Annotated in this window: 18 protein-coding genes; 7 read left to right on the plus strand and 11 right to left on the minus strand. The window is 63.3% G+C overall.

Translation table 11 applies throughout. The features are described from left to right. Entirely contained in the window at nucleotides 1–1,668 is a 1,668-nt protein-coding gene (ccoN, locus tag CHX26_RS06660; protein WP_104941696.1) for a cytochrome-c oxidase, cbb3-type subunit I, read from the minus strand. Nucleotides 1,669–1,759: 91 nt separating this feature from the next. After that, nucleotides 1,760–2,542 (minus strand): Crp/Fnr family transcriptional regulator, encoded by a 783-nt coding sequence (locus CHX26_RS06665; RefSeq protein ID WP_104941697.1) that lies wholly within the window; start codon nucleotides 2,540–2,542, stop codon nucleotides 1,760–1,762. Between the two features lie 147 nt (nucleotides 2,543–2,689). Between CHX26_RS06665 and CHX26_RS06670 the strand changes: the two genes are divergently transcribed. After that, the gene (locus tag CHX26_RS06670) at nucleotides 2,690–3,370 is read left to right on the plus strand and encodes an OmpW/AlkL family protein (protein ID WP_233997312.1); all 681 of its coding nucleotides are present in this window, start codon (nucleotides 2,690–2,692) and stop codon (nucleotides 3,368–3,370) included. 281 nt (nucleotides 3,371–3,651) lie between these two features. Further along, nucleotides 3,652–5,583 (plus strand): acetate--CoA ligase, encoded by a 1,932-nt coding sequence (acs, locus tag CHX26_RS06675; protein ID WP_104941698.1) that lies wholly within the window; start codon nucleotides 3,652–3,654, stop codon nucleotides 5,581–5,583. A 36-nt stretch (nucleotides 5,584–5,619) separates the two neighbouring features. Here acs and CHX26_RS06680 read toward each other — a convergent pair whose 3' ends face one another. From CHX26_RS06680 to CHX26_RS06695, 4 genes are all read right to left on the minus strand, one after another. Then, nucleotides 5,620–6,300 carry a hypothetical protein gene (locus tag CHX26_RS06680; RefSeq protein WP_104941699.1) on the minus strand — a complete coding sequence of 227 codons (681 nt, stop codon included), beginning with the start codon at nucleotides 6,298–6,300 and terminating at the stop codon, nucleotides 5,620–5,622. Between the two features lie 75 nt (nucleotides 6,301–6,375). Next, nucleotides 6,376–6,675 carry a hypothetical protein gene (locus CHX26_RS06685; RefSeq protein ID WP_104941700.1) on the minus strand — a complete coding sequence of 100 codons (300 nt, stop codon included), beginning with the start codon at nucleotides 6,673–6,675 and terminating at the stop codon, nucleotides 6,376–6,378. 79 nt (nucleotides 6,676–6,754) lie between these two features. Next, a complete protein-coding gene (locus CHX26_RS06690) occupies nucleotides 6,755–9,706 on the minus strand; it encodes a M16 family metallopeptidase (protein WP_442956922.1) in 2,952 nt (983 codons plus the stop codon). Between the two features lie 43 nt (nucleotides 9,707–9,749). Further along, nucleotides 9,750–11,957: an acylase gene (locus CHX26_RS06695; protein ID WP_104941701.1), complete on the minus strand. Its 2,208-nt coding sequence runs from the start codon at nucleotides 11,955–11,957 to the stop codon at nucleotides 9,750–9,752. A gap of 216 nt (nucleotides 11,958–12,173) precedes the next feature. Between CHX26_RS06695 and clpB the strand changes: the two genes are divergently transcribed. Then, on the plus strand, nucleotides 12,174–14,750 hold the full coding sequence (gene clpB / locus CHX26_RS06700; RefSeq protein ID WP_104941702.1) for an ATP-dependent chaperone ClpB: 2,577 nt from the start codon (nucleotides 12,174–12,176) through the stop codon (nucleotides 14,748–14,750). Between the two features lie 108 nt (nucleotides 14,751–14,858). Here clpB and CHX26_RS06705 read toward each other — a convergent pair whose 3' ends face one another. Continuing rightward, complete coding sequence (locus tag CHX26_RS06705; protein ID WP_172449735.1) at nucleotides 14,859–17,969, minus strand: TonB-dependent receptor domain-containing protein; 3,111 nt, start codon at nucleotides 17,967–17,969, stop codon at nucleotides 14,859–14,861. Between the two features lie 413 nt (nucleotides 17,970–18,382). On the opposite strand from CHX26_RS06705, the gene CHX26_RS06710 reads away from it, so the two are divergent. Both CHX26_RS06710 and CHX26_RS06715 read left to right on the plus strand, forming a co-directional pair. After that, complete coding sequence (locus tag CHX26_RS06710; protein WP_104941704.1) at nucleotides 18,383–19,555, plus strand: acetyl-CoA C-acetyltransferase; 1,173 nt, start codon at nucleotides 18,383–18,385, stop codon at nucleotides 19,553–19,555. A gap of 113 nt (nucleotides 19,556–19,668) precedes the next feature. Beyond that, nucleotides 19,669–20,454: an SDR family NAD(P)-dependent oxidoreductase gene (locus CHX26_RS06715; RefSeq protein WP_104941705.1), complete on the plus strand. Its 786-nt coding sequence runs from the start codon at nucleotides 19,669–19,671 to the stop codon at nucleotides 20,452–20,454. An 85-nt stretch (nucleotides 20,455–20,539) separates the two neighbouring features. On the opposite strand, the gene CHX26_RS06720 is transcribed toward CHX26_RS06715, so the two are convergent. Together CHX26_RS06720 and CHX26_RS06725 are read right to left on the minus strand one after the other, a co-directional pair. After that, on the minus strand, nucleotides 20,540–21,805 hold the full coding sequence (locus CHX26_RS06720; RefSeq protein WP_104941706.1) for a sel1 repeat family protein: 1,266 nt from the start codon (nucleotides 21,803–21,805) through the stop codon (nucleotides 20,540–20,542). Beyond that, on the minus strand, nucleotides 21,802–22,308 hold the full coding sequence (locus tag CHX26_RS06725; protein ID WP_104941707.1) for a hypothetical protein: 507 nt from the start codon (nucleotides 22,306–22,308) through the stop codon (nucleotides 21,802–21,804). Before CHX26_RS06725 ends, CHX26_RS06720 begins: the two co-directional genes overlap by 4 nt. 214 nt (nucleotides 22,309–22,522) lie before the next feature. Here CHX26_RS06725 and CHX26_RS06730 point away from each other — a divergent pair, with 214 nt between their 5' ends. Then, entirely contained in the window at nucleotides 22,523–23,395 is an 873-nt protein-coding gene (locus tag CHX26_RS06730; RefSeq protein WP_104941708.1) for a crotonase/enoyl-CoA hydratase family protein, read from the plus strand. Beyond that, the gene (locus CHX26_RS06735; RefSeq protein ID WP_104941709.1) at nucleotides 23,388–23,873 is read left to right on the plus strand and encodes a MarR family winged helix-turn-helix transcriptional regulator; all 486 of its coding nucleotides are present in this window, start codon (nucleotides 23,388–23,390) and stop codon (nucleotides 23,871–23,873) included. Before CHX26_RS06730 ends, CHX26_RS06735 begins: the two co-directional genes overlap by 8 nt. Before the next feature lie 42 nt (nucleotides 23,874–23,915). Here the strand turns inward: CHX26_RS06735 and CHX26_RS06740 are convergent, their stop codons facing one another. Further along, nucleotides 23,916–24,914, minus strand: a complete 999-nt coding sequence (locus CHX26_RS06740) for a type II secretion system F family protein (protein ID WP_104941710.1) — start codon at nucleotides 24,912–24,914, stop codon at nucleotides 23,916–23,918. Between the two features lie 19 nt (nucleotides 24,915–24,933). Next, the gene (locus tag CHX26_RS06745; protein ID WP_104941711.1) at nucleotides 24,934–25,905 is read right to left on the minus strand and encodes a type II secretion system F family protein; all 972 of its coding nucleotides are present in this window, start codon (nucleotides 25,903–25,905) and stop codon (nucleotides 24,934–24,936) included. Nucleotides 25,906–25,970 lie beyond the last annotated feature (65 nt).

Here is a 25,970-nt window from a genome sequence, read left to right on the forward strand (position 1 = left end):
TCATTCAGCGGGCTGGGCCTGCGGTTCGGGGAGGATGGGGCGATCGGCGGCTTCATCATGCGCGGTGTCGCCCATCGGGGCTTCCTCACGCAGATGACCGGCAATGGTCATCCAGATGTTGTAGGCCATGATCACCGCACCAGCGAGGTACATCAGGCCGCCCACGGCGCGCAGGATATACATCGGGTGGAGCGCGGCGACGGTATCGACGAAGCTGTTCACCAGATAGCCGTCCGAGCCATATTCGCGCCACATCAGGCCCTGGGTGATCCCGGCCACCCACATCGAGGCGGCGTAGAACACGATCCCCAGCGTCGCGAGCCAGAAGTGCCAGTTGATCATGCGCAGCGAATAGAGCCGCTCACGCTGCCACAGGCGCGGCACGAGATAATAGACACAGGCGAAGGTGATCATCCCGTTCCACCCCAGCGCGCCGGAGTGCACGTGGCCGATGGTCCAGTCGGTGTAGTGGCTCAGCGAGTTCACCGCCTTGATCGACAGCATCGGGCCTTCGAAGGTGCTCATCCCGTAGAAGGCGAGCGCCAGCACCATCATGCGGATGATCGGATCGGTGCGCACCTTGTCCCATGCACCGTTCAGGGTCATCAGCCCGTTGATCATGCCGCCCCACGAAGGCATCCACAGCATGATCGAAAACACCATGCCCAGTGTCTGCGCCCAGTCGGGCAGGGCGGTGTAGTGCAGGTGGTGCGGCCCCGCCCAGATGTAGAGGAAGATCAGGCTCCAGAAGTGGATGATCGACAGGCGGTAGGAATAGACCGGCCGCCCGGCCTGCTTCGGCACGAAGTAATACATCATCGCCAGGAAGCCTGCGGTCAGGAAAAAGCCCACCGCGTTGTGGCCATACCACCACTGGGTCAGCGCATCCTGCACGCCTGCAAAGGCCGAATAGCTCTTGGTGCCGAGCAGGCTCACCGGCATCGCCAGATTGTTCACCACATGCAGCATCGCAATGGTGATGATGAAGGCGAGGTAGAACCAGTTGGCGACATAGATGTGCGGTTCGTGGCGGCGCACGATGGTGCCGACGAACACCGCAAGATAGGCCAGCCACACGATCGTCAGCCACAGGTCGACATACCATTCCGGCTCGGCATATTCCTTCGACTGGGTAATGCCGAGCAGGTAGCCGGTCGCGGCCAGCACGATGAACAGCTGGTATCCCCAGAACACGAAGCGGGCCATTGCGGGGAAGGCCAGCGTGGTGCGGCAGGTGCGCTGCACGACATAGAAACTCGTCGCCAGCAGCGCATTGCCGCCAAAGGCGAAGATCACGGCAGAGGTGTGGAGCGGGCGTACCCGGCCGAAATTGAGGTAAGGTTCGAGGTTCAGCCAGGGAAAGGCCAGCTGCGCGGCGATGAACACGCCCGCCAGCAAGCCCGCAATGCCCCAGAACATCGTCGCGATTACGCCCCAGCGCACCACGTCATCATCATAGCGGCTCGGCCCCGGAGGCATCCTGAAGATGCTCTGCGCCTTGGCCAGCGGGTCATAGGTACCCAGCGTTGCGAGCATGACGATCACTGCCACCAGTGCGACAATGCCCATGTGAATGGCAAAACCGCTATCGGGTGTCAGTGCGATTGCGACAATGGCAGAGAGCAGGACAAGCGCCCAGACTCCCAGCCGCCTTACGACTGCTTCCATGATGATTTATCCCTTCCGTCAGCGCGCCCCCTAGCGCGCTCCCGTGATCCCTGTTGTTGATCTAGATCAAAAATGTGTCAATTTTTGGGTGTCAGTCCGGCTTGACGACTTGCCTCCCGGCAAGGCGGGCCAGCGCCGAAACGTCTGAAAGACGGACCTTTGAACGTCCCTCGGTTGTCACCAGACCGGCCTCGCGCAGCTCGGTCAGCTGGCGGCTGACAGTCTCGATGGTCAGGCCAAGGGAATCGCCGATGTCACGGCGGCTCATCGGCAAGGCAAAGGCGCAGGGGCCTTCGGTGCAGCCGGCCAACCGTTCTGCCATCGAGACGAGGAAATCGGCGATCCGTGCGGCGGCGGACTTGTGCCCCATCTGCATCATCCGCGTGCGTGATCGGTGGAGCGCCTGAAGCGAGCGGGTCAGCACGGATCGCAGCACTGCCGGATCGGACTGGGCCGCATCAAGAAAGCGGTCAGCCGGGAAGATCACCAGATCGCAATCGGTCAGCGCCACCAGCCGGAAATCACCCCATGCTTCGCCAGGGCTTTTGCGCAGCACCGAAACCAGATCACCGGCGAAATGGAACGCCAGCACCTGGCAAGGCCCGGGTGCAGTGCTGGTGCCATTGCCGTTCGCGGTGCCATTGCCATCACCATTGCCGGAATGAGGCGCGACCAGCTTGGCAGAGCCGCTGGCGATCCATACCAGCCGGTCTTCCTCGGTATCGGGGGGCAATTGCTGGCCGCGCAGCAGATGCACAGCCTCCCCTGTCGCGCACAGGCGGTCTGCCGTAGCGGCATGGCCCGTTCCAGCCGGCAAGGCGGCCCGGAATGCGGCCAGCCCGGAATCGAGCGCGGAAGGACTGATGGTCGCCATGATGGGGCTGCAATGGCCCAGCCTTGCGCAAAGGTCTTTGATCCCGATCAATGAGTATCGGGGCGGTGCCGGGGTAACGGCGGCCCACAGGCAGCAAGCATCCTGGGTCGCGGAGGGCGGCCACTGCTGCCGATGAAGGACGAAAACATGAAGAATCTTCTGATGCTTGGCGGTGCTGCTCTGGCGCTTGCCGCAACGCCCGCCATGGCGCAGGATAGCAATGATCGTGCCGGTGACATTCAGGTGAAGCTGCTTGGCACCTATGTCGCGCCTGATGGCAAGATCACCGATATCAACGTGAACCTGCCGGGCCTGCCCGCCACCACCCAGACCAAGGCGAATGACAATTTCGTGCCGACGCTGGCGGTGGAATATTTCGTCAGCAACAATGTCTCGATCGAGACGATTGCCGGCACCACCCAGCATGATGTCGATGCGACCGCCGGCCTGCCTGCCGGGGCCGAACTGGTCTCGAACGCGCTGCTGCTGCCCGCCACGGTGACGGCCAAGCTCCACTTCGATCTGGGCGGGGTGAAGCCCTATGTCGGCGCGGGTGCGGCCTATTTCATGTGGCTCAAGGATGACCCCGGCGCCGCGACCCTGCCGCTGGGCGTGACCGAGACCAATCTCTCGGACGAATTCGGCCTTGCGCTGCAAGCCGGATTCGATGTTCCGGTGAACGACAAAGGGCTGGGGATCAGCGTCGATGTGAAGCGGTACTTCATCGACACCACTGCGCGCTGGTTTGTCGGCAACACGCTGGCGATCGAGACCGAGCACAAGCTTGATCCGTGGGTGATCAGCGCCGGGCTGAGCTACCGCTTCTAAGCGCCCCTTGCTGGTGAAAAGACCCCGCTGGCCCTTGTGGCTGGCGGGGTTTTTCGTGGCTGGTGCCAGCCTGTTCTTGCGGGGGTCTTGCGGCCTCGTGCTTCGCGCTTGCCCCCTGCTTGACCCGGGCTTGCCCCCCTCTTGCCCCATCCCTGCGACGCCTTTCGGGGTTGTTTCATGTGAAACATCGGCCCTTCGGCCGCGCCCGGTCTAAGACCTTTGTCTGACAGCGCGGGCCGTGTAGTCTGAGGTAAAGCAGGGCAAAATCAGGGAGAGTCGAGATGATCCACGCTGTCGAGCGGCCTAGGCCCCATGTTCCAACCCATTGTTCCTCGGAACAATATGAGGAAATGTACAACCGCTCCATCGAAACGCCGGGGGAATTCTGGCTGGAACAGGCCCGCCGGTTGGATTGGACGAAATCACCGACGGTGGGCGGGGAGTGGTCCTACGATCCGGTGGGCATCACCTGGTTCGAAGACGGCACTCTCAACCTGTGCCACAACGCGGTCGACCGCCATCTTGCAGACAAGGCGGATACCACGGCGCTGATCTTCGAGCCTGATGATCCCGCCTCACCGGGCCGCAGCCTGACCTATGCCGAGCTGCACCGTGAGGTGGTGCGCATGGCCAATGCTCTGAAAAAGCTTGGTGTTTCGCGGGGTGATCGGGTCACGATCTATATGCCGATGATCCTCGAAGGGGTCACCGCGATGCTCGCCTGCGCAAGGCTGGGAGCGGTGCATTCGGTGGTTTTCGGCGGCTTCTCGCCCGAGGCTCTGGCCAGCCGGATCGAGGATTGCGACAGCCGTTTCGTGATCACCGCCGATGAAGGCCTGCGTGGCGGTAAGTCTGTGCCTTTAAAGGCGAATGTCGACGCCGCGCTGGCCGAACCCGATCACGACACCCCGATCAAGGGGATGCTGGTGGTGCGCCATACCGGGGGCGAGGTCGCCATGACCGAGGGGCGCGATCACTGGCTTCACGATCTCGCCAGCGATGAGGATTGTCCCTGCGAAGTGATGAGCGCGGAAGACCCGCTGTTCATCCTCTACACCTCAGGTTCGACCGGCAAGCCCAAGGGCGTGCTCCACACCACCGGCGGATATGGCGTCTGGACGGCGACAACCTTCCATTATATCTTTGATTATCAACCGGGTGAGGTGTTCTGGTGCACCGCCGATATCGGCTGGGTGACGGGGCATAGCTACATCGTCTACGGCCCGCTGATCAACGGAGCCACCGCCTTGGTGTTCGAAGGCGTGCCGAGCTACCCCGATCACGGGCGCTTCTGGGACGTGGTCGACAAGCACAAGGTCAACATCCTCTATACCGCCCCCACCGCGATCCGAGCGTTGATGCGCGAGGGCGATGCCCATGTCACCAGCCGCTCGCGCGCCTCGCTGCGCCTGCTGGGGAGCGTGGGCGAGCCGATCAACCCGGAAGCCTGGCGCTGGTATTTCGACGTGGTGGGCGAGGGCCGCTGCCCGATTATCGACACCTGGTGGCAGACCGAAACCGGGGGCTGCATGATCACGACGCTCCCCGGCGCGCACGACATGAAGCCGGGCAGCGCAGGCCTGCCCTTCTTCGGAATCCGTCCGCAACTGGTTGATAATGAAGGCGGCGTGCTCGACGGCGCGACCGAGGGGAACCTGTGCATCACGCATAGCTGGCCGGGGCAGGCCCGCACCGTCTACGGCGATCACGACCGCTTCGTGCAGACCTATTTCAGCACCTACGCCGGAAAGTATTTCACCGGGGACGGGTGCAAGCGCGACGCGGACGGTTATTACTGGATCACGGGCCGTGTCGATGACGTGATCAACGTCTCTGGCCACCGCATGGGCACCGCCGAGGTCGAGAGCGCGCTGGTGCTGCACCCCAAGGTCGCCGAAAGCGCGGTGGTCGGTTACCCGCACGACATCAAGGGGCAGGGCATCTATTGCTACGTCACGCTCAACGCGGGTGAAGAAGGCACGCCCGGACTGCTCGCCGAGCTCAAGCAGTGGGTGCGCAAGGAAATCGGCCCGATCGCGACGCCCGATTGCATCCAGTTCACCGACGGCCTGCCCAAGACCCGTTCGGGCAAGATCATGCGCCGCATCCTGCGCAAGATCGCCGAGAACGATTTCGGATCATTGGGCGATACCTCGACGCTGGCTGATCCCTCTCTGGTCGAGCGGCTGATCGAGGGGCGCCAGAACCGCTGAGTGACGCGGCGCCGGGGCGGCCATTATGCTGCCGCCTCAGCGCCGCCGTGACTTGCGCTCCAGATTGCGTTTGGCCTTGGGGGCGTATTCGACGAAGTTTGCTTCGATCGCCTCGCTCACCTTGCTTATGACTTCGGCAGGGTCATCCTCTTCCTTCACGGGAAAAACGGTGAGCTTGTTGGCGCCTTCCCCGCGGTGACGGAACACCCATTGCGCATCATCGCGATACTGCCGCACATCGAAGGTCGTAGTGAAACGGTCTCCCCAGACGATGTCCTCGATGAGATAGTTCGAGCCCATATGAAGTTCGTAATAGCAGGTTGCCTGCGAGGTCGAGCGCCTCTCCTTGCGCTGCTTTATGCTCCGCTCGTCTTCGGTTTCGAGATGGGTCACGACCGCGGTGCCCGCTGGCAGACCGAGACTTGCGACGGGGTCGGCCCGCAGCACCGCTTCGATTTGCAGATTGGCACTGGCGATGTCCACGAACTGCTGGTCGCTGGTTTCGTCCAGATTGCCCGGAAAATGGAATGCGAGTTCACCAAGCCCATGACCGAACGGCATGCTGGCGAAATCCTTGGCGGCCCAGATATGCAGTTCACAAGGAGCCTTGTCGTCTGGCTCGGCTGCGGCCCGCGTGTCCTGCGCCAATGTTGGCGCGGCAAGGAAGCTGACCGCGGCAAGGCTGGTCAGAATGTAAGCACAGAAACGATTGGCCATGTTGTATGGCTCCAAAAAAAGGCCGCTGCAGCGTGAGCTGCAACGGCCTGTTTTTGAACTAAGTTATGGATCAGATCAAGCTTCGCGGGTGCCCGAGAGCGGCATCGCGCCGAAGGCCCCGGCATTGACCGAGCCGGTCAGCATGTCGCCATCGATGGTCGCTTCGCAATCGAGCGTCATCGGCATCGGCACGGTCATGTTCATCTTCCAGCTGATGGTGTTGCCGCTGACGGTGCCGCCGGCAATGTCCATCGAGCCAAGGCTGCCGACCAGCGAACCCGAGAAGGTGTCGCCATCAGGCACCACGGTGAGCGTGCCGGTCTGATCGCCCATCGGGCTCTTGACGATGGTCTTGTAGGTACCTGCAACGGACATATTCAACTCCCTCCTTGGATCCGGACCCTTGCGCGGATCGGGATTTCGAACGCGTTGTTTACACTCATGTCAGCGCGCTTCAACCGGATTTGGATCGAAGCGCGCTGAAACTGTGCGGCTTACTCGCCTTCCATCTCCCGCTGCTCGATCGGCAGGCCGAGCGGTTCGAGCTGTGCGCGCACCGTGCTGGCATCGCCGACGACGACCCACACGAACTTGTCGGTTGCAATCGCGGCGCGGGCGGCCGCATCGAGGCTTTCAGTGGTCTGGGCGCGGTAGATGCCGGCCAGCTTTTCCTGATAGTCGTCGGGGCGGCCGAACAGAGCGTTCGACTGCATGGCGCCAAGCACTGCGGCGAAGTTTCGGGGCGGCCGAACAGAGCGTTCGACTGCATGGCGCCAAGCACTGCGGGCGAAGTTTCGAATCGGCCCGGCAGGCCGCCGACTTCGTTGGCCTGGGTGCGTTCAAGCTCCTCGGTGGTGACGCCCTTCTCGGTCAGGAATTCGCGCGTTTCGCGGATCATCTCCGCCAGCGAATCCCCGGTGCGGTCAGCCTGAACACCGCCGGAAATGCTGTAGACCACCGCATTTTCGCGCGCCTGCGAACCACCACGCACGCCATAGCTCCAGCCCTTGGTCTCGCGCAGGTTCATGTTAAGACGCGCGAGGAAGTTGCCGCCCAGCGAGTTGTTGGCGCTGTTGAAGTCGATGAAGGCCTGATCGCCCGCATCAAGCGGGGTGACCTGTGCGCCAACAATGATGCTTTGCGGCGAGTTGGGGCGGTTAACGAGGATGATGCGGTTGCCCTCGGCCGCGGTGGTGGCGGCGAATTGCTTGGTTCCCTTGGCGCTTGCGGGAGCCTTCCAATCGCCGAACACCGCGTTGAGTTCCTTCATCACCTCGGCCAGCGGACGATCGGAAATGACGAAGACCTCGCCATTGTCGGGACGGATCCAGCTGTCCTTGAAAGCGATCAGATCATCGCGAGTGATGCTGCCGACACTCTCCACCGTGCTGACACCACCATAGGGGGTTTCCGCACCGAACAGTTCCGGGGTCAGGGTGCGCTGCGCAATGCCCTGCGGCGACTTCATCTGCTGGCGCAGGCTGACGATGGTCTGATTGCGCACGCGCTCCAGATCGTCAGGGTTGAAGGCCGGCTCGCGCATGATCTGGCGCATCAGGTCGAGGCTGGGAGCAAGGTTGGCGGTCAGCGCTGAAAGGGTGAAGGTCGAACGGTCATCGCCGCCGCCGACCGAGATGGTCGCGCCCAGACGTTCCTTCGCCTCGGCGATCTGCTGCGAGGTAAGCTTGGCAGTGCCTTCGTTATAGAGCGACAGCGTCAGACCTTCCAGACCCGCCTTGTCGGCCGGATCAGCCGCGCTTCCGGCATCAAAGCTCATCGCCACATAGGTCGCCGGCACCGCCGTACGGCGCGCATAGGTGACCTTCATCCCGTTGTTCAGCGTTGCACGCTCGATCGCGGGGAAATCGAGTTCGGCGACGCTGTCGACCGGCGGCTTGGGACGCTCGACCGAAACGCTGATGGTTTCGGCCGCACGATCACGCTCGGAGGCATTGGCGCCATCGGCCTTGACCGAGGCCGCTTCCTCATAGGTGGCATCGCGCGGGCCGGGCTCCAGCACCACGGTCATCGCCGGACGGGTCATCCAGCGGGCCATCGCGTCCCGGACTTCAGCGGGCGTAAGTTTGGCGAGGGTTTCGAACTCCGTGGCGTAAAAGGCGGGATCGCCGGTCATCACACGCCCTTCAGCAAGGGTCTGGGCCTTGCCGGTGAAGCCGCCGACCTGTTCGAGACCGCGGATCGTCCGGGCAAGCGTGCTGGTGACTGCACGGCGCACTTCGTCTTCAGTCGGGCCTTCGGTGATCAGCCGCGCCACCACTTCGTCCATGCGCTTCTCGAGAGTTGCCAGTTCGACGCCCTGCTTGAGAGTGCCGCTGACGCTGAGGATGCCGATGCGCTGGAAGGCTGAGTTGCTGGCGGAAACGCCAACCGCCAGCTGCTCGTCGCGGACCAGCTCCTGATCGAGACGGCTCGATGCCAGGCCCCCGAGGATCGAAGCGCCCACTTCAAGCGCGATACGGTCCTTGCCGGTAAGGCCTTCGACAGCCCAGTAACGGGTGATGCTTGTGGCAGCGACCTGATCCTTGAAGGTCTTGCGCACCGGCTCGGCGAGGGTGGGGACATCGGCCATCGCCGGTTCGTTGACCGGGCCGCGTGCGATCGCGCCGAAATACTTTTCGACGAGCGGGCGCGCTTCGGCAGCGGAAATATCGCCTGCAATCACCAAGGTCGCGTTGTTGGGGCCGTAATTGTCACGGAACCAGTTGCGCACGTCCTCCATCGAGGCAGCGTCGAGATCTGCCATCGAACCGATCGTCGAGTGGCGATAGGGGTGGCCTTCAGGGAACAGGGTCTTCAGCACCTCGTAGAACACGAGCCCGCCGGGCTGGTTGTCGCCCTGGCGCTTTTCGTTCTGCACCACGCCGCGCTGGTTATCGAGCTTCTCCTGCGTCACCGCGCCGAGCAGGTAGCCCATGCGGTCGCTCTCCAGCCACAGGGCGCGCTCCAGCGCGGGACGCGGCACGGTCTGGAAATAGTTGGTGCGGTCAAACCAGGTGGTGCCGTTGAAATCGGTTCCGCCAATCTCGGCAAGATACTGGAAGTAATCATCCGGCGCGTTTTCCGAGCCGTTGAACATCAGGTGTTCGAACAGGTGCGCAAAGCCGGTCTTGCCCTTGGGCTCGTCCTTGGAACCGACATTGTACCACACGGTCACATTGACGATCGGCGCCTTGCGATCCTCATGCACCAGCACCTTGAGACCGTTGGCGAGATCGAATTCCTCGTAAGGAATTTTTACCTGAGAGACGAGCGCCGGAAGATCGGCGGTCGGCTGGGGAGTGGTGGCGGCTGCCGTGGGAGCTCCCTGAGCCAGTGCAGGGGTCAAGGGGGCGGCAATCGCAAGCGCAAGCGCTGACAGGCTGGCGGCAGCAAAACGATAGGTCATGGACAAAGGCTCCAGTGGTGAATTCAGGTTGAAGACGAGAGCGTTAACGCGCGCTGGTGACGGTGCGGCGACTGCTGGCTTTTGCCAGCAGATCATCGCGCCAGAAATACACGGGCTTCAGCCGGTGATCGACGAACAGCCGCATCTGGTCGGTGTAATGCGGACTTCGGGGCCGGGTGGTGGCCGCTCCGAAGGGCTGGACCGAACGTGAGGTAACGCGCTGGCCGGGCTGCCATTCGATCCACATGATGAAGCTGTCCCCGTGCTTGAGGCTGAGGCGGCCATCTTCTGCGACATCCCAGGTGGTCGAAGCGCGCAAGGTGTCCGATCCGCCGTCGAGCGGCAGGTCAAGCCCGCCCTGCCTCAGTCGCAGAAGTTCGCCCATTGGCGGATCGAGCCGCCCGAAATGGGTCATCAGGTGATCGCTTGCCGCGCCGAGCTTTTCGGTCACGTCCGGGAACGGCTTGTTCGAATAGTCGGCGGACATGAAATCGCGGATCACCAGCAGGGCGAGCGCGTCGGCGCGGCCCTTGCCGTCAGCAGTGAAATCCCAGGACAGCAGCAGATCGCGCGCCTCGGCAAGCCGCCCGCGCGCTTCCATCGTCTCCAGCCCGTCAAACAACCGCGCAACATAGCCCAGCCGTTCATAGCCGGTGTCATACTTGATTGCCTCCAGAGTCTTGCGGTCAAGCACCCTGGCTTCCGAAAGCAGCTTGTAGGCGCGCCATGAGCGGTTGGTCTGCTTCAGTTCAATACCCATCACCGGCGAGAACGCCTGAGGGTCAAGATCGCTCCCGCTGCCTGCTGCGGTGAAAGGGGTGTTGTTCGAATTGTAGAGCCAGCCACTTGCCGGGTTCACGATCCGGGGCAGGGCAGCGTAATCGACTGCGCCCTGCCAGATCAGATCGCTGCGGTCGCCGGGCAGAACCGAGCGCCAGTTGGCCTCGACACCTTCGGGCCGAGCCGGGATCGCGGCATTGTAGACATAGGCGATGGTGCCGGTCTTGTCGGCATAGATGAAGTTGGTTGAAGGGATCGCAAGGCGTGCCAGTTGCGCTTCCCACTCTTCGAAGCTGGTTGCCTTGTTGATGCGGTAATAGGCATCGAGCTGCTCCAGCCGCCCGATTCCGCCATAGCGGATCGCGAAGGCACCTTTGTCGTTGCGGATCACAGGCCCGTGGACTGAACGCAGCACCTCGCGCCGGATCGGCAGCACCACGGGGCCAACCTTGACCGGAAGCGTCACCCACCTGCTTTCGAGATCGCGCCATTCCCCGTCGAGCCGGTAGTGCATCCCGCTCTCGTCAACCTCCAGTTGATAGACGTCGATCATGTCGGGGGTGTTGACTGTGTTGGTCCAACCCAGATGTTCGTTGTGACCAAGGAAGGGGAAGGGCGATCCGGGGAAATTCGCTCCGGCAAAATGCCAGCCCTCGCCGCTTTCCACGACAAGTTCGTACCACGCCACGCCGCCACGCAGCGGTTGGTGCGAGTTCGAGATCAAGGTGGTTGTCCCGCCGCCTTTCTGCGGAGCGACCGCGAAGGCATTGGAGCCAAGGTGCTCCGCATCCTCGCCCAGCGGCAGGACCAGTGCGCGCGCCTGCTGCCGGGCTGTGGCGGGGGCCGGCGCGGCCACTGGGAGCGGATCGCGCGGGAAGCCGGGAATATCGGGGCCATGTTCGCGGCGCAGGTCCTCTCCAGCCACCAGAGGGCCGATCACGCTGTCGAGACCGAAGAAGAACGGCTGGCGCAGCGCGAAACCAGCGGCCACGTCGATCCCGGCGACCGGGAACAGGTTGGCAAGCTTCACCTCGCCGGGGTGTTTGGCGGCATATTGGTTGAGGCCCGCGGCATAGGCCTCGAACAGCGCGCGGGTATCGGCTGGCAGCTTTGGGTATTCGCGTTCTGCCGTGCCGCGCGCATCGATCAGGTGGTAGACATAGTCGACCCTCGCCCCGTCTTCGCCCGCAATCGCGCCGTAGCGTCCGCGCGCCATGGCAACCACGTCCTGCAAGGTGAAGAAATCATCCTCGGCATGGGCGATGGCGACGCCGTAAGCTGTGTCGGCGTCTGTCTTGCCGTAGATGTGCGGCACACCGAAATCGTCCCGGATGATCTCGGCGGAATAGACGCGGCCTTGTCCGGGCGCGTTGGCCGCGCTGGCGAAGAACGGTTCCCAGCTGGCGAGTCCCACCACCGCCAGCACAAGCACCCCCACCAGCGCAAAGGCGCCGCGCTTCACCCAGATCATGACGGATGTCTCTCCCAAACCGCAGGCTGCGTTGTTGCGCGCAGGAGGTGGGAGGTCAAGGCTTGCGGTCTTCGCAACAGGCCCCTTGCCATGGCTGCCGATCAAACCCACCTATTTCAGTAACACACCTGCCGCGCGATTTTTGCACGACGGGACTTGTGTTGCCAATGTGCAACACTATCTGATGACGGCAACCTTTGGAGGGGTTAGACGATCATGAATCTCGAAAAGTTCACCGACCGCGCGAAGGGCTTCCTGCAAGCCGCGCAGACTGTCGCGATCCGCCTCAATCACCAGCGCATTACCCCGCTGCATATCGCCAAGGCTCTGCTGGAAGACAGCGAGGGCATGGCCGCCGGCCTGATTCAGCGCGCAGGTGGACAGGCCCCGCTGGCAGCGACTGCGGTGGATGCCGGCCTGTCGAAGATCCCGGCGGTGACCGGCAGCGGCGCTCAGGCGACCCCTGGACTCGACAATGATGCAGTGCGTCTGCTCGATTCTGCCGAACAGCTCGCCGACAAGGCGGGCGATTCCTATGTCACCGTAGAACGGATGCTGACCGCGCTCGCCCTGTCACAGGGCGCGGCAGGCGAGGCCTTGAAGGCGGCAGGTGTCACCCCGCAGAACCTCAACACCGCCATCGAACAGCTGCGCGGCGGCAAGCGCGCGGATAGCGCCGGGGCGGAAAGCACCTATGACGCGATGCAAAAATTCGCGCGCGACCTCACCAAGGCGGCGCGCGACGGCAAGCTTGATCCGGTGATCGGCCGCGACGAGGAAATCCGCCGCACCATCCAGATCCTCGCCCGCCGGACCAAGAACAACCCCGCCCTGATCGGCGAACCCGGCACCGGCAAGACCGCGATTGCGGAAGGCCTCGCGCTGCGTATCGCCAATGGCGATGTCCCCGACAGCCTGAAGGGCCGCACGCTCATGAGCCTTGACATGGGGGCGCTGATCGCAGGTGCGAAGTATCGCGGCGAGTTCGAGGAGCGGCTCAAGTCGGTGCTCGACGAGGTCAAGCACGCCGAGGGCCAGATCATCCTGTTCATTGATGAAATGCACACCCTGATCGGCGCGGGCGCGAGCGAAGGCTCGATGGATGCCTCCAACCTGCTGAAGCCTGCGCTGAGCCGCGGCGAGTTGCACTGCATCGGCGCGACCACGCTCGACGAGTATCAGAAATATGTCGAGAAGGACCCCGCGCTCCAGCGGCGGTTCCAGCCTGTCTATATTGACGAACCGACCGTGGAGGATACGATCTCGATCCTGCGCGGTATCAAGGACAAGTACGAACTGCACCACGGCGTGCGCATCACCGACGGTGCGATCGTCGCCGCGGCGAAGCTGTCCGACCGCTACATCCAGAACCGCTTCCTGCCCGACAAGGCGATCGACCTGATGGACGAGGCCGCCAGCCGCATCCGCATGGAGGTGGAGAGCAAGCCCGAGGAGATCGAAGCACTCGACCGGCGGATTATCCAGCTCAAGATCGAGGAACAGGCGCTCCAGAAGGAGACTGACCAGAACTCGAAGGATCGGCTGGTCGCTCTGCGCGAGGAGCTGGCGAACCTCGAACAGCAGTCGGCGGAACTGACAACGCGCTGGCAGAACGAGCGCGACAAGATCGAGGCCGAGGGCAAGATCAAGGAACAGCTCGACGCGGCGCGGCTGGAGCTTGAACAGGCCCAGCGCGAGGGCGATCTCGCGAAGGCGGGTGAGCTGTCCTACGGCACGATTCCGGCGCTCGAAAAGCAGCTTGCCGAGGCGCAGGGGCAGGCGGCCAACGCGTTGCTGCGCGAGGAGGTGACTGAAGAGGATATCGCCGGTGTCGTCAGCCGCTGGACGGGCGTTCCGGTCGACAAGATGATGGAAGGCGAGCGCGAGAAGCTGCTCGACATGGAGAACATCCTCGGGCGTCGCGTGATCGGGCAGAGCCAGGCCATCGAAGCCGTCTCCAAGGCCGTGCGGCGCGCGCGCGCGGGTCTGCAAGACCCAGGCCGCCCGCTCGGCAGCTTCCTGTTCCTCGGCCCCACTGGCGTCGGCAAGACCGAGCTGACCAAGGCGCTCGCCGGGTTCCTGTTCGACGATGACAGCGCGATGGTGCGCATCGACATGAGCGAATTCATGGAGAAGCACGCCGTCGCCCGCCTGATCGGCGCGCCTCCGGGCTATGTCGGCTATGAAGAGGGCGGGGTCCTGACCGAAGCGGTGCGTCGCCGCCCCTATCAGGTGGTGCTGTTCGACGAGGTCGAGAAGGCGCATTCGGACGTCTTCAACGTGCTGTTGCAGGTGCTCGACGACGGCCGTCTGACGGACGGGCAGGGCCGGGTGGTGGACTTCAGCAACACGCTGATCATCCTCACCTCGAACCTCGGCAGCCAGTATCTCGCCAACCTGCCTGACGGGGCCGAGGTCGCCAGCGTCGAAAAGGACGTGATGGACGTGGTGCGCGGGCATTTCCGGCCGGAGTTCCTCAACCGGCTGGACGAGATCATCCTGTTCCACCGGCTCGCGCAGGAGCACATGGCGCCGATTGTCGAAATCCAGGTGGGCCGGGTGCAGAAGTTGCTCAGCGACCGCAAGATCACGCTCGATCTCACCGAAGCGGCGCTGCGCTGGTTGGGGCGGGTCGGCTATGACCCTGTCTATGGCGCAAGGCCGCTGAAGCGCGCGGTGCAGCGCTATCTGCAGGACCCGCTCGCCGAGATGCTGCTGGAGGGCAAGCTGCCCGATGGCGCCACGCTGGCGATCGACGAGGGCGACGGGCAGCTGACAATGCAGGTCGCCTGACGGGCGCACGTTGGTCTGTTGCGGCCAGCGCGCGGCCTTTAATCTTCTGAGCCAACAAAAAAAGGCCCCGGTTTCCCGGGGCCTTTCCTTTGTCCGTTTACCGAAGGATTAGAATTCCTTGGTGACGTTGACCGTAAACTGACGACCGAAGACGTCGTTACGGCTCGCCGGGATACAGAACCCGGCGCCGATCACCTGACAGCGACGGTCGAACAGGTTGCGCACCGCAACGTTGAAGCGGAAGTTGTCATCGGTCCGATAGAACATGTTCAGGTCGGCGGTGATGAAGTCTTCCAGCTTGTCGAACTGACGTGCGTCAGGCGTACGGTCAAACCGCGAGAGCAGCTGCTGACCGGTGTACTGGATCACCGAGCCGATGCCCCAGTTCTTGTTGGTGTAGTTCAGGGTGAACTGACCAGCCCAGGTCGGGTCGCCGACAACCGCGTCCGAACGGGCCGGAGCCACGCCGGTGATGTCGGTGACACGGTTCAGCACGACCTGCAGGTTACCCGCCATCTGAAGGTTACCCTTGATGCCGATGCCGTCGAGCGAGGTGCTGTAGAGCAGCGCGCCCTGAATGCCTTCGAAGTCGATGGCATTGCCGTTCACGAAGCCGGTGCGCACGCCCGGGTTGTTGGCGTCGGCGATAACTTCACCCAGCGAATCGCGGCGGATCAGCGAGCAGAACTGGTTGCCGTTGGCCGGATCAGCGGTGTTGAAGTTGTCGTTGTCGAAGCAGCCCGAGTTGATCTCGGCAGTCGTCAGCTGGGCAATCGGCCCGCTGATGGCGATGTTGATGTAATCGACCGTCAGCGAGAGGTTGCGGATGAAGCGCGGACGCAGGATCACGCCCAGGCTGTAGCTGTCGGCCTGCTCGTTCTCGAGCGCCGGGTTACCGCCGATCACGATCGGAACCGAAGCCTGAGCTGCCAGCTGCGGACGCCCGATGTTCGGGAAGGCAGCGAGGAAGGCAGCGCAGTTACGCTGACGCGCTTCGGGGTTCGGACCACCGGTGACCACACCCGGGATACACAGATCGGGGATGAAGCCGAACGCGTTGGCCTGCGGCAGGAACAGTTCGGTCAGCGCCGGAGCACGGAACGAACGGGTGAAGTTGCCGCGGAACTCGATATCCCGGATCGGCGCGATGCTACCACCGGCCGCCCACGAGAAGAACCCGCCGTTCACGGTGTTGTCGACGTAACGACCGCGACCGTAAACGATGGCCGATTCGATCAGCATGTCGTTTTCCGGCGTGATCAGCGGCACGAGGACTTCGCCGAAGACTTCGTTCAGGGTGAACTGACCCGAAATCGGCGTGATCGCAGCACCGCGACCGCGGCCGAGCCGTTCGAATTCCGACGGCAGGAACGCACCCTTTTCACGGCGGTATTCGTAACCGGCGTTCACGCTGACGTCATTGCCGTTCAGCTTGAACAGCGCGCCACCGAGGTTGGCGTTGAACACGATCTGTTCCATGTTCGTTTCGGTGACGTTGTCCGAAGTGACGTAGTCAAGCGCTTCGGGGCTGGCGAGCAGACCGAAGAAGTTGAACGGAACGCACTGCGAATCCGCGATCGGCGTGAAGCCCGACTGGACCGGGGTTCCGGTGAAGCCACCCGGAAGGTTGGCCGCACAGACGATCTGGCCCTGAGCGTTGGTGGCAACGTTGGTTGCGTTGGTGAAGTTCTGAACGTTGATGTCCTGACGGAAGTCGACAATGTTCGACTTGCCGTAGGTGAACGAGGTTTCCCAGTTCCAGTCGTTGTTGAACAGCTTGAAATCACCACGAGCGCCCAGCACGCCGCGCATGAATTCGGTTTCCGAGAAACCGGTGAGGTCGGCAAAGCCAACGTTCGCGCGCGAGATGGTGAAGTTGGTCACGCCAGCGTTCTGCAACACGCCGCGGGCCTGATCGGTCAGGAACGGGTTGTTGATGTTGAACGTGAGCGCGCTGCTCGGCCCGCCGAACAGCGGGGTGTTGAAGGTCGGCTGCTGCACCAACTCGTCAGCGCGCGAATCGAAGTACTGCGCTTCAACGAAGACGTTGATCTTGTCGGTCACGTCATAGTTGGCGAACAGGTTGGCACCGAAACGACGCAGGTCCGAGGTCAGCTGGCCGAAGTCAGAGAACTGGAAGCCGTCGCCGCCGAAGCCGCGGATACCCTGAGCAGCGGTACCTGCGATGTTGAGCGGACGAGTCCCGACGTTGAAGGGAACCAGGTTGCCCTGCGCGTCGAACTGGAACGCGCCAGTGCCGCTCAGACCGTTGATCGCACCGCCGGCGCTGGTAACGCCGAGCGGGCCGCCGAAGATCACGCCGTTGTTCGACAGCGCGAAAATGCGCGAGCCGAAGAACAGCACGTTGGCCGGGTTGCCATCGGCACCGCCAGTGTCAAGGCCGACACCCGGAGCCAGACGGTTCGGGATGTCGACAGTGTTCGGCTGGTTTTCGATTTCGTTCAGGAAGTCCTGACGCTGGGCGTTCAGGATACCGTCGGTGTAGGTGTAGAACGACGAGATCTGCAGGTGACCGCGGCCACCGGCGAACTGGGTCCCGTAGACACCTTCAAAGCGGTAGAAGTGGCCGTCGCCTTCCTCGTAGATACCCGAAGTCGCGTTGAGCGAGAGGCCTTCGTACTTGTCATCGAGGATGAAGTTGACGGTACCGGCGATCGCGTCCGAACCATAGACCGGCGCACCGGCGGTCGAAGCGATGTCGACCGACTTCACCAGCGCGGTCGGGATGATGTTGACGTCAACCTGGTTACCCGGAGCGCCCGGGCCGAACAGCGACGGCGGGTTCGAGGTCACGACGCGGCGACCGTTGATCAGGGTCAGCGTACGGTTCGAGCCGAGGCCGAAGTTGTTGATGAAGTTCACGCCCTGACCGAACGAGGCCTGGTCGCCGTTCGGCGTGACCGAGCCGCGGATCTGCGGGAGGGTGTTCAGCGCGTCAGCGACGTTGATGAAGTTACGCTGATCGATGAATTCACGGTCGATCGTGGTGGTCGGCTCGAACGGCTGCAGGTTCGGGTTGCGAATACGCGAACCGGTGACGACGATGGAGCGCGCTTCTTCAGCCGGTGCGTCGGTGGTGACGACGGCTTCTTCATCCGCGGCGTCCTGCGCGAGCGCCGGGTTCGTCAGCGTGAGGGCGACAACCCCGACGCTGGTAAACAGGCCGATACGACGATCAGCTTGGAAAAACCTTTTCATGCTTGAGAGTCCCTTGTTGAGAGCGGAGCACCCCGCTACCTTCCAATTAAAGGACATTCTCCCTCGGCGCGCAACGCTCCGGGGTGTTCCTGAACAGGAATTCAGAATTAAATTACCCAACGTTGCAGTTTTGCAACATTAGGTCTGAGGCGTTACATCGCCCGTACAGCCGCCGCCCGGCATCCATGCCGCTGGCTTGTTGAGCGCCATGCAACTCTCAAGACGAACCAATCGCCACAAGGTTCCGCGACCGCGCCCGGTTTGGCAGCAAAAAGGAATGTCTGGGCGCGTCGGCCGGGACGGGAAATGCCATTTTTGACCGCTTGATTTGCACCGGGCGCTCCAATAGGCGCTTGGCCAGACGCAAGTGGCGAAGTGAAACTGATTGCCCGGCGCCAGCCAAGGAGAGAGAGATGAGCACAGCTTATATTGTCGAAGCCGTCCGCACCGCCGGTGGGCGGCGTGGCGGCCGTCTGGCCGGGGTTCACCCGGTCGATCTGCTGGCCAAGTCGCTGGATGCCGTGGTCGAGCGTTCGGGCATTGATCCCAAGGCGATCGACGATGTGGTGACGGGCTGCGTGACGCAGGCGGGCGAGCAGGCGATGCAGGTTGGCCGCATGGGCGTGCTGGCGTCGAGGCTGCTGCCCCAGTCCACCCCCGCCGTCACCATCGACCGCCAGTGCGGTTCCAGCCAGCAGGCGATCCAGTTTGCCGCGCAGGCGGTGATGAGCGGCGTGCAGGACGTGGTCATCGCCAGCGGCGTGGAAAGCATGAGCCGCGTGCCGATGGGCTCGAACGCGACTTTCCACATGAAGGAAGGTCTCGGCCATTACATGTCGCCCGAATTGCAGGCGAAGTATCCCGGCATCCAGTTCAGCCAGTTCATGGGTGCCGAGATGATCGTCAAGAAGCACGGCTTCACCAAGGACGATCTCGATCGCTTCGCGCTCTCCAGCCACGAACGCGCGATTGCCGCGACCAAGGCCGGCGCCTTCGAGCGCGAGATCGTGCCGGTGGAAGTCGAGACCCCCGAAGGCACCCAGATGCACACCGTCGATGAAGGCATCCGCTTCGATGCGACGCTGGAAGGCATCGCTGGCGTCAAGCTGCTGTCGCCCGATGGCGCGATCACCGCGGCTTCGGCCAGCCAGATCTGCGACGGTTCCTCGGCGGTGCTGGTGGTGAGCGAAGCGGCGCTGAAGGCCCACGGCCTCACGCCTCTTGCTCGCATCCACAACCTCACCGTGACCGCAGGCGATCCGGTGATCATGCTGGAAGAACCGCTGTTTGCCACTGACCGCGCGCTTGAGCGGGCGGGGATGAAAATGGCCGACATCGACCTTTACGAGGTCAATGAAGCCTTCGCGTCGGTGCCGCTGGCATGGCTCAAGCACACCGGCGCTGATCCGGACAAGCTCAACGTCCATGGCGGCGCGATTGCGCTCGGCCACCCGCTCGGCGCGAGCGGCACCAAGTTGATGGCGACGCTGGTTCACGCGTTGAAGCGCCACGGCAAGAAGTATGGCCTGCAGACGATGTGCGAAGGCGGCGGCGTCGCCAACGTGACCATCATCGAGGCGCTTTAGATTTTTACCGTCACCCCGGCGCAGGCCGGGGCCCAGAGCCGAAAGGCTCCACCCATCCGATCGAGATCCCGGCCTTCGCCGGGATGACGAATTTTGATTGAGAGGAAAATCCAATGGAAGTTTCTGCCAATACCCCCGCCGTCGTCACCGGTGGTGCCTCGGGCCTCGGCGCGGCGACCGCCCGCGCTCTGGCAGCCAAGGGCGCCAAGGTCGCGATCTTCGACATGAACGAGGAAAAGGGCGAAGCCCTGGCGGCCGAAATCGGCGGCATCTTCTGCAAGGTCAATGTGACCAGCGATGAAGACGTCGACGCCGGTTTCGCCAAGGCCCGTGCCGCCCACGGTCAGGAGCGCATCCTCGTCAACTGCGCCGGGATCGGCAACGCGATCAAGACCGCCAGCCGGAGCAAGGAAGACGGCTCGATCAAGCACTTCCCCATCTCGGCCTTCGATTTCGTCATTCAGGTGAACCTGATCGGCACCTTCCGCTGCATCGCCAAGTCGGCTGCGGGCATGATGACCCTCGACCCGATCGACGAATTCGGCGAGCGCGGCGCGATCGTCAATACCGCGAGCGTAGCCGGTGAAGATGGCCAGATCGGGCAGGCGGCCTATTCCGCTTCGAAGGCCGGTGTGATCGGCATGACGCTCCCCATTGCGCGCGACCTCATGAACGAGGGCATCCGCGTCAACACCATCCTGCCGGGCATCTTCGACACCCCGCTGCTCGCCGCCGCGCCGCAGAACGTGCGCGATGCGCTGGCCGCGAGCGTGCCGTTCCCCAAGCGCCTTGGCATCCCGACCGAATATGCCAAGCTCGCCATGACCATGATCGAAACCGGCTATTTCAACGGCGAGGACGTGCGTCTCGACGGCGCGATTAGGATGGCCCCGCGCTAAACCTTTCGGGCGGTCAGGCGAGGCTGCCCGGATGATGAAGCCGCCCGCGCGTATCCCGCGCGGGCGGCTTTTGTTTGAGAGGCTCCTAGATCGGACGCATCCAGTTGTAGAGGAAGCGAGGTATCTGCACACCCGACTGCGCGATCCCGCTTTCGGTCGCTTCGTGATACATTTTGCGCACACCTGCACTGGCGTCCTTGTCGAGGGTGCCGTCGGCTTCCAGCTCCTGCACCGAGCCGAGCATGTCGCTGATCAGGCCCCGGATCGGATTATAGCCGCTTTGCACGGTCGAAGCCGGAGCTGCTTCCGCCACCTTGCCCGCGATCAGTGCCTTGACCGGAGCTTCCATCCCCGGCGTGCGGCTGACACGGGCGAGGCGCATCAGGGTTCCCTTACGGTCGCTCTCGTCCCACGTGAGAGCGGGCGGTGGATCGTCGAGCAATGCGAGCAAGGGACCGCGCCAGCCCTTGGCAACGGTCGAAAGCACAACCCCCTCAGCCTCCCACGGATGGGCGGCGCCCGCGCGATAAATCTTCACCGCCTTGAATTCGGGGTAAGTCAGTTCGACCAGCAGATCGCGTTCCTGATCGTCGATCCGGCCATCGGCTAGCAGATAATCACGCACCGCCGCGACATCGGCCTGGAGCAGCACCGAACTATCCCGATTGGCCGCCCGCCGCCCTTTTAAGAATTGCAGCAGCCCAGGTTCCGCAGGGACGGTGCGATCGACCTTGCCATATGCGCGGACATGTTTCTCGCCCTCGCTGCCGACGGGCGGTCTGCCCTGTGTGATAGCAAGATAATCGCACGCTTTCTGCACCTTCAGATCGCAGGCGCGCTTGTGATAGTCTCTTGTGAGCTGGAAGTCGGCTTTGGGATTGGCCTCTCGCCCGAGAATTTCACCAGCCTTCAGGCAGGCATTGGGAATGCTGTAGGTATCGCACGCCTTGCGATAGGCGGCTGTTGCCCCGTCCCAATCCTGCGCCTCTTTTGGGGCGGCGAAAAGGCCGAGCGGCGTTTGCGCATCGCCCAGCTTGAGGCAGCCTTCGCCATGGCCAAGGTCGCACGCCCGGCTGTAGGCCGCCCTCGACTTCATCGCGCCATCGACAGATCCGAAGAACGATCCGACATTGTAGCTCGCGCCGAGCGCCATGCACGAAGGCACATAGCCCTTGTTGCAGGCGGCATCCCACAGCTTGCGGGCCTCGTCGCGGTTGCTATCGGACATGGCACTGGCCCGCTTGTGCATCGCCTCGGGGCTCTCCTGCCGCTGACCCCACGCGGGAGCGGCGCCGCCCCCCGCCAGCGCCAGCGCCGCCGCCAGCAGCCCTGCCATCAGGGCGCGCATCATTCGGCACCTTTGCCCATGGCCGGAAGCGCGCGGGTTGCGACAAAGCCGCGGCAATCAACCCCGCCATTGGCTTGCGGCTTGCCTTCGAAGGCCATCAAACCGTCATCGCGCGGGGCGAAGCGCCCTTCCAGCCGCGCCCAGCCATAGCCCTTGGGCTCGACGATCCATTCGGCCGGCATGAGCCGCACCGTTCCGTCCTTGGCGATGGTGCCGCGCATCGAGAAACTGCCCGCGACCTTGCCGAGCCGTTGCCAGGTCTGGCTGACGATCGGAAAGAAGGCGAGCCGGGCGCTGATCCGATAGGGATAATTGGCCATGTCGTGCGGCTCCACCCCGGTCACTTCAAGCATAGCGCCGTGCTCGCCATCGGGGCAGATATAGCTGCCGCCGTAGACCCCGGTCAGCCCTTTGGGATCGGCGGGCATCTGCGCTTGCGCGGCGCTAGCGGGCAGCATGGCCAGCAGCGCCGCTGCGGTGATGGTGGCCCTATTGCTTGCGATCATGTCGAAATGTCCCCCTTTGCTGCGGATGGGCTGGCACCCTTCCAGCCCCGCGCAAACATAAACCCCGATCGCGCGCCAATGCCATCACCTGTTTGGGGGGTGGCGGCCTAGCCATGATGACATGGCCGACCCCGCTGAGCGCCACTCGCATTTGCGGGGCTTTTCTTTTGCGCGCGCGGTGGCATCACATGCCGCAATTCAGGAGAGAGCCTCGATGAGCCAATACAGCCAGATTATCCTCGACAAGCGCGAGGGCATCGCCACCATTACCTTGAACCGTCCCGACAAGATGAACGCCTATACCCGCACCATGGGGCAGGAGATCATGGCGGCGATGGACGATATCGACGCGGATGACGCCGTGCGCGCCGTCATATTTACCGGCAGCGGCGAGCGTGCGTTCTGCGCAGGCGCTGACCTTACGCCCGAAGGGGGCGGGCAGGTGTTTTCCGATCCCACCGAGGTATCCGACCTGTCCGACCCCAAGGTACGCGACGGCGGGGGGCTGCTGACGCTGCGCCTGTTCGAGAGCAAGAAGCCGCTCATCAGCGCCTGCAACGGCGTAGCGGTGGGCGTCGGCGCGACGATGCAACTGGCGATGGACATCCGCCTCGCCAGCACCACGGCGCGTTATGGCTTCGTCTTCGCCCGGCGCGGGATCGTGCCGGAGGCAGCATCGAGCTGGTTCCTGCCCCGGATCGTCGGCATCAGCCAGGCTCTGGAGTGGTGTTACACGGGCCGGATCTTCGATGCCGAGGAGGCGCGGGCAGGGGGGCTGGTGCGTTCGGTCCATACGCCTGAGGATCTGCTCCACGCCGCCAAGTCGCTCGCCAGCGAGATCGCCGAGAACACTTCCGCCATCTCGGTCGCCATGACGCGGGCAATGATGTGGCGGCTGGCGAGCGCCGATCACCCGATGGAAGCGCACAAGATCGATTCCAGAGCGATCTATCGCCTAAGCAGGGGTGCTGACGCGAAGGAAGGGATCGCCAGCTTCCTCGAAAAGCGCCGCGCCATGTATCCCGGCAAGGTCAGCGCCGACATGCCGGATTTCTACCCCTGGTGGGACGCGCGCCGCTATGAGTGAGGAAGGCGGCGAGCTGGCCGGGTTTCTGCCCTACCAGCTCTCGGTCACGTCGAACGCGGTCAGCGGATTGATTGCGGAGCGTTACCGCAAGCGGTTCGGGCTCAAGATCCCCGAATGGCGGATCATGGCCGTACTGGGCGACGGAGCCAGCGCGGGCGGGTTGACCCAGCGCGCGCTCACCGCAGCGACGGTGATGGACAAGGTCGCGGTCAACCGTGCCGTCAAGGTGCTGGAGGAACGCGGGTTGATCGCCCGCGTGCCCAACCCCGGCGATGGCCGTTCGCACCTGCTGGCCCTGACGGGCGAGGGGCGGGCGATCCATGCCGAGGTGATGCCGCTCGCCCGCGCGACCGAACGCGATCTGTTGAGCGGTCTGGCCCTTGGAGAGGAGGCCCTGTTGCGCGGACTGCTGGCAAGGGTGCGCAGCCGCGCGATGCAACTGGCGGACGACAACGAAATGGGGCCGGAGAAGGTCTGAACCTCCCCCGGCCCCTGTTCCGGTTCCCGATTGACCGGCCGGTTACTTGTTGACCAGGTTATCCGAGATCGAGCAGGCTGCCGGGCCGAGAATGACCACGAACAGCGTCGGCAGAATGAACAGGATCAGCGGCACCGTCATGATCGCGGGCAGGCGCGCGGCCTTTTCCTCGGCGCGCATCATGCGCTCGTTGCGGAATTCGGCCGACAGCACGCGCAGCGCACTGGCGAGCGGCGTACCGTAACGCTCGGTCTGGATCATGGTCGTGACCACACCCTTCACCGCTTCCAGATTGACGCGGTAAGCCAGATTGTTGAACGCCATCTTGCGTTCGTTGAGGAAGCTCAGCTCGATCGCGGTCAGGGCGAATTCATCACCCAGTTCAGGGTAGGCGCGGCCGAGTTCCTTGGCGACGCGGTTGAAGGCGGCATCGACGGTCAGGCCCGCCTCGGCGCAGATCACCAGCAGATCGAGCGCATCGGGCAGACCGCGCTGAATTTCCAGCGTGCGCTTGGACGCCTTGTTGCTGAGGTAGAGTTCCGGTCCCTTGTAGGACAGGAACACGCTCATGGCGAAGGCGCCAAGCCTGGTCATCGGGCTCCAGTCAGGCCAGAACTCGACCACATAGATCAGCAGACCCATCATGCCGCCGATCACGATCGGCAGGATCGCGCGGGCGCCGATGATGAAGACCGCCAGTTCCTTGTTGCGATAGCCGGCATGGGCGAGCTTCTGCTGGATCGCCTTGATCTGGCTTTCCTGCAGAACGTTGAGCTTGTCGAGGCTGCTCTTGACCTTGTCGGTCGTGTCGGTGCGCCGCACCAGGCTGTTGCGCTTCTTGGAGGCCGAGGTGACGATCCCCGCCTTCAATTGCTCGCGCCGCGCTTCGAGTGCGCGCACGCGCTTGGCCATCGGGTCGCGGATCGTGACGGCAGCGTAGATTGCCAGCATCACGGCCATTGCCGCCAGCGCTGCCAGGAAGGTGCCGACGAGAATGACGTCGAAACCAAGCAGCGTGGGTCCTGAGGGTTGATCGATCATGGTCCTGTGCCCTTCGCCGTCAGATTTCGAAGTTGACCATCTTGGCCATGATGAACACGCCGATGCCCATCCACACACCGGCGCCAAGGCCGGCGACGATCAGACGATCGTCGGTGAAGAAGGTGCTCATGTAATCGGGGTTGATGTACATGATCGCACCGAACACGAGGAAGGGCAGAGAACCGACGATATAGGCCGAGGCCTTCGATTCCGAGCTCATCGCCTTGATCTTGAGCTTCATCTGCGCGCGCTTGCGCAGCACGTCGGCAAGGTTCGACAGCGTCTCGGCCAGGTTGCCCCCGGTCTCGCGCTGGATCGCAAGGGTGATCGTAAAGAAGTTGAATTCAGCAATGCCGAGCTTGTCGGCCGTGTCCTGAAGCGCGTCTTCCATCGTTCGGCCGACCTTGATGCGGTCGATCACGGCCTTGAATTCGTAGCCGACAGGGCCAGGCACTTCCTGTGCCACGACGCCGAGCGTCTCGGTCACGGGCAGACCTGATCTGAGGCCGCGCACCAGCAGCTCGATCCCGTCGGGGAACTTGGAGACGAAGGCGTTGGTGCGCTTGCCGATCAGGTAACCGACCACCATGTGCGGAATACCGGCCCCCACAAGCGCGCCCACGCCGAGCGAGAGCAAAAGCGCCTTGGTGGCGATATACATCAGCACCGTGATCGCCAGCGCAAGACCGATCGAGGCGTAGATATACTGGGAAACGGTCCACTTCTTGCCGGAGCGGTTGAGCCGCACTGCCAGCGCCTCGAGCCGCGAACCCGAGCCTGCAACCTTGTAGGCCTTCGGCTTGCGGGCAGCGATCGCGCGCTTGAACTGTGCGTCCACCTTGGCATCGAGGCTGTCGGAATGGCGGTAACGCACCGCTTCCATCCGGCGCTTCTGGGCCTTGGCCACGCCGGATCCGGCCACAACCAGATAGCCCATGACCAGCACGGCGAAGATCACCAGCGTAATGAGCAGGGTTTGGAAAAAGTCCATGCTGTTGCTTCCTGCCTACGTCCGCCGGATTGCGGCGGTCCCCTTCCTGTGCGGGCGTCTGCGAC

This window comes from Porphyrobacter sp. HT-58-2, from assembly GCF_002952215.1.
In the GTDB taxonomy this organism is placed as follows: domain Bacteria; phylum Pseudomonadota; class Alphaproteobacteria; order Sphingomonadales; family Sphingomonadaceae; genus Erythrobacter.

Excerpts from the sequence above, each read along its gene's own strand:
- ccoN (WP_104941696.1), bottom strand. The coding sequence starts at position 1,668 with ATGGAAGCAGTCGTAAGGCGGCTGGGAGTCTGGGCGCTTGTCCTGCTC.
- CHX26_RS06665 (WP_104941697.1), bottom strand. The coding sequence starts at position 2,542 with ATGGCGACCATCAGTCCTTCCGCGCTCGATTCCGGGCTGGCCGCATTC.
- CHX26_RS06670 (WP_233997312.1), top strand. The coding sequence starts at position 2,690 with ATGAAGAATCTTCTGATGCTTGGCGGTGCTGCTCTGGCGCTTGCCGCA.
- acs (WP_104941698.1), top strand. The coding sequence starts at position 3,652 with ATGATCCACGCTGTCGAGCGGCCTAGGCCCCATGTTCCAACCCATTGT.
- CHX26_RS06680 (WP_104941699.1), bottom strand. The coding sequence starts at position 6,300 with ATGGCCAATCGTTTCTGTGCTTACATTCTGACCAGCCTTGCCGCGGTC.
- CHX26_RS06685 (WP_104941700.1), bottom strand. The coding sequence starts at position 6,675 with ATGTCCGTTGCAGGTACCTACAAGACCATCGTCAAGAGCCCGATGGGC.
- CHX26_RS06690 (WP_442956922.1), bottom strand. The coding sequence starts at position 9,706 with ATGACCTATCGTTTTGCTGCCGCCAGCCTGTCAGCGCTTGCGCTTGCG.
- CHX26_RS06695 (WP_104941701.1), bottom strand. The coding sequence starts at position 11,957 with ATGATCTGGGTGAAGCGCGGCGCCTTTGCGCTGGTGGGGGTGCTTGTG.
- clpB (WP_104941702.1), top strand. The coding sequence starts at position 12,174 with ATGAATCTCGAAAAGTTCACCGACCGCGCGAAGGGCTTCCTGCAAGCC.
- CHX26_RS06705 (WP_172449735.1), bottom strand. The coding sequence starts at position 17,969 with ATGAAAAGGTTTTTCCAAGCTGATCGTCGTATCGGCCTGTTTACCAGC.
- CHX26_RS06710 (WP_104941704.1), top strand. The coding sequence starts at position 18,383 with ATGAGCACAGCTTATATTGTCGAAGCCGTCCGCACCGCCGGTGGGCGG.
- CHX26_RS06715 (WP_104941705.1), top strand. The coding sequence starts at position 19,669 with ATGGAAGTTTCTGCCAATACCCCCGCCGTCGTCACCGGTGGTGCCTCG.
- CHX26_RS06720 (WP_104941706.1), bottom strand. The coding sequence starts at position 21,805 with ATGATGCGCGCCCTGATGGCAGGGCTGCTGGCGGCGGCGCTGGCGCTG.
- CHX26_RS06725 (WP_104941707.1), bottom strand. The coding sequence starts at position 22,308 with ATGATCGCAAGCAATAGGGCCACCATCACCGCAGCGGCGCTGCTGGCC.
- CHX26_RS06730 (WP_104941708.1), top strand. The coding sequence starts at position 22,523 with ATGAGCCAATACAGCCAGATTATCCTCGACAAGCGCGAGGGCATCGCC.
- CHX26_RS06735 (WP_104941709.1), top strand. The coding sequence starts at position 23,388 with ATGAGTGAGGAAGGCGGCGAGCTGGCCGGGTTTCTGCCCTACCAGCTC.
- CHX26_RS06740 (WP_104941710.1), bottom strand. The coding sequence starts at position 24,914 with ATGATCGATCAACCCTCAGGACCCACGCTGCTTGGTTTCGACGTCATT.
- CHX26_RS06745 (WP_104941711.1), bottom strand. The coding sequence starts at position 25,905 with ATGGACTTTTTCCAAACCCTGCTCATTACGCTGGTGATCTTCGCCGTG.